A 2,953-nucleotide genomic window follows, 5' to 3' on the forward strand; every position below is an offset into this window, starting at 1 on the left:
CCTCATATGGAAAGAGATACCGACGCACAATCAGGCTGTTAGCTCTTTAGCCCCTCCCGCCCAACGGTGAAGGTTGGGAGGGGGGACTTTCGGAAGGAGCTGGGAGCTGCCCGTGCCAAGTCCGTTGAAATATCGGTGCCATTGCATCACGGTCTGGAAAGGTGATCGCAAACCTGGCGGGAAACTTGAGGTGGCTGGCGCAGCCGGACCGGCCTGCGCTCAGTAGGCGTAGAGCACCGACAAGCGTGCCTTTTCCTGATTCGCTCCCCCCTCCCTCACCCCCTGCACGGAGAGGTTGTAGATGGCCGGCACGTGGCGCGGGTGGATGATCTCGTCCCGGGAGGCAACCGAGCCGCCCAACTCGAGGAAGTCCATGCCGCTTTTGTCCGAGTTGCCGGGCACGGTATCCACGATCTTTGCCGAGATTTGAAAGTCCCGCCCCTGGTTGCTGCTCAGCTTGAAGGTCGCGTCCGGCATGACGCTCGGATCGGCAGGGACAGGATCGACCGCACAGAAGGTCCACTGCGACGTCTGGGTGTCGATCTTCTGTCGCAGGCAATCGTACTGTGGCAGGTGGAGATTGATGCTGGCGAAGTTCGACTGCAACGAGTTTAGAGACTCCAGTTGGAAAAGCCGAGGCACGATCTCCTCGCCGAGCACTTCCACCCCGCCCTTGGCGGCGGCGAGAGCAGTACGATAGCGCTTATGGCTCGCCGACAGGCGCGAGCCGGCCATCACCGTGTACAGGAGGGTACTGGAGATGACCAGGGCGAGCAGCGTCAGCATAAGGGCCGTCACCAGTGCCGCACCTTTCTGATCGCGAAGACACACCATAGCGCCCTCATCGTCCTACAGGTTTTTCGGCTGCACCACGATGGAATAGACCTTCCAGTGGAAGTGGCGCCACTCCGGGTCGAGCCTGGCCATGGCCGCCTCGTTCCAACTGCTGCCCAAGGTCCTTCCCAGCGCCTTGTCCATCCCTGCGTCCCCCACCACGATGGGCAGCTGGTCGAGCGGATACTGGTAAAGGGGATCCTTCTTCCCCTGCTGGGCCAGGATGTAGACACGGATCTCCCTTAACTGGTCTCGCAGTTGTTCCGCACTGACCTTGCCGCCCGGCGCCAGCCTTGATAAATCCGACAAATGCTGGTCGACGATGCCGTCACCGTTGGTGGCCATCAAGAAGATGACCTGAAGATCTGCCACACAGTCCTGCAACGGATACCTGACCGAAGCTATGCCGTTGTGCGGCATCAACGCCTTGTACAGAACCGCAGTTTTCTTGGCGCAGACCTTTGAGATATCGTCCGGGCGCGAAAGGAAATAATCAGCCCTGTTATACGGAAACGATAGAGAGGACGTATTACCGTCCGAGACCCCGTAGACCTGGTAACTCTCCTCCCTGTTTTTGGGAAGGAAGTTCGAGGAGATGCTCCCGTCAAAAACCGCCATGAAAACCGCGCTGCCGGGGCCGTCCGTTACCAGCTGCCGGTCCATGATGCCCGCCTTGTTGACGGTGTTCTTGATCACCACGACCCGGCCCCCCTGCCCCGGCGTCAACTCGACCTCCGATCGGCTTTGCTTCGGGACGAAGACACTGCTGTAGTTCAAATAGCTCCAGGACCGGCAGGTCGAGTTCATCCCCACCGCCGTCCCCTTCAGGACCAGGTAGTCGGAACCGTTGTAGCCGACGTTGTCGCCGGAGATGTAGGCCCGGGGAGCGGAAGGTGGGGTGTCGTCGGGCCTGTCGTTGAAGTCTGAGGGGAGCGTTCCCGGGTAGCCGCTCACCATCGGGCTGTCGCTGGGATCCTTTGGTGTCTCCTGGTACTGCAACCCTCCCGGCAGCGACCAGGGAAGTCCGAAGCCTGCGCTCTCCAGGTCTGAACGAAGCAGCTCGAGCCCTATGATTCCGCCGATGTCGGTCTCCGCCGACTTGGTGACCTGGCTCGCGCTACCCACTATCCTGTTGAAGGAGACGGTGATCAGAGTCGTCACCACCGAGAAAATCAGAATGACCACCACCAGTTCGACCAGAGTGTGCCCGTTCTGACTCCTCTCCATGCCCTTCCCCTTAGATCTTCTTGAAAGTCGATATTTGATGTGTGGTGGTGAGATTACGGAACTGCCAACTGACGGAGACGGTGAGTTGGCTGGTGCTGGTTGTTTCGCCCAGGGAACGAGTCGTTCTTACCACCGAAAACTTCTTCAAGCCTCCCCCGATCATCCTGGTGGCCGTGGTGTGGGTGTCGAACGGGTTCAGTCTCAAGACGTTCATCTGCTCCTCGGCCAGCAGCACCGCCTCCTCCCGCACCTTGTTTCCCTGTTCGTGGCGGAGCGCGACCTGGATTGACTGCAAGAGCCCCAGCAGGCCAACGCTCAGCACCAGCATTGCCATCACCATCTCTATGAGAGTAAAGCCGCTGCTACTTTTTAGTGATGCTGTCATAACCGCACTCCTCCCGGCCGTCCCTCTTACCAAGGCTTATTCGGGTGGTGGATATCACGATGCTGTCGATGACACAGGTATCATCGGCAGGCTCCTGGCAGATGGAGCGTTCGTTGAAGGTCAGTCCGCTCGACTTGAAGTCGACGTTGTTCCCGCTCTTGCTTTGCACGATGGGAAATTGCAGCTGTCGGCTCAGGACCGGAGCAGCACCGCCGTCACGGTCGACCAAGCTGGAGTAGACCTCGAAGCGGGTGGGATAGACCTTCACCCGGGTCTCCCTCCGGTGATAGAGGGCGTTCGCCCTGGCCGACAGCAGATCCGCATACATCACCCTGGTCTGGGCTTCGCTTTGATAGCGTTTGAAATATTTGTTGAAATGGACGGTAGCAATGGACAGCAGGATGGAGCTAATTGCGATGACGGTGAGTATCTCTACCAGCGAGTATCCCCCTTCCGGTATGTCACTGCCCGACACAGCCATCGCTCAGTCTCTCTCAAGACATCAAA

At 59.0% G+C, this 2,953-nt stretch carries 4 protein-coding genes; all 4 read right to left on the reverse strand.

Features of this window, described 5'->3' with window-relative positions; genetic code table 11:
* Positions 1 to 219: 219 nt before the first annotated feature.
* From VJ604_RS17765 to VJ604_RS17780, 4 genes are read right to left on the reverse strand one after another with little or no spacing between them, the layout of a single operon-like run.
* Entirely contained in the window at positions 220 to 834 is a 615-nt protein-coding gene (locus VJ604_RS17765; protein WP_324084841.1) for a pilus assembly protein PilX, read from the reverse strand.
* Positions 835 to 849: 15 nt separating this feature from the next.
* Entirely contained in the window at positions 850 to 2,061 is a 1,212-nt protein-coding gene (locus VJ604_RS17770) for a PulJ/GspJ family protein (RefSeq protein ID WP_324084843.1), read from the reverse strand.
* A gap of 10 nt (positions 2,062 to 2,071) precedes the next feature.
* The gene (locus VJ604_RS17775; protein WP_324084845.1) at positions 2,072 to 2,446 is read right to left on the reverse strand and encodes a type IV pilus modification PilV family protein; all 375 of its coding nucleotides are present in this window, start codon (positions 2,444 to 2,446) and stop codon (positions 2,072 to 2,074) included.
* Positions 2,424 to 2,927 carry a pilus assembly FimT family protein gene (locus VJ604_RS17780; protein ID WP_324084846.1) on the reverse strand — a complete coding sequence of 168 codons (504 nt, stop codon included), beginning with the start codon at positions 2,925 to 2,927 and terminating at the stop codon, positions 2,424 to 2,426. The genes VJ604_RS17775 and VJ604_RS17780 overlap by 23 nt, the downstream gene beginning before the upstream one ends.
* Positions 2,928 to 2,953: the final 26 nt, after the last annotated feature.

The sequence above is a fragment of the Geomonas sp. genome, from assembly GCF_035254065.1.
Taxonomy (GTDB): domain Bacteria; phylum Desulfobacterota; class Desulfuromonadia; order Geobacterales; family Geobacteraceae; genus Geomonas.

Excerpts from the sequence above, each read along its gene's own strand:
- VJ604_RS17765 (WP_324084841.1), bottom strand. The coding sequence starts at position 834 with ATGGTGTGTCTTCGCGATCAGAAAGGTGCGGCACTGGTGACGGCCCTT.
- VJ604_RS17770 (WP_324084843.1), bottom strand. The coding sequence starts at position 2,061 with ATGGAGAGGAGTCAGAACGGGCACACTCTGGTCGAACTGGTGGTGGTC.
- VJ604_RS17775 (WP_324084845.1), bottom strand. The coding sequence starts at position 2,446 with ATGACAGCATCACTAAAAAGTAGCAGCGGCTTTACTCTCATAGAGATG.
- VJ604_RS17780 (WP_324084846.1), bottom strand. The coding sequence starts at position 2,927 with ATGGCTGTGTCGGGCAGTGACATACCGGAAGGGGGATACTCGCTGGTA.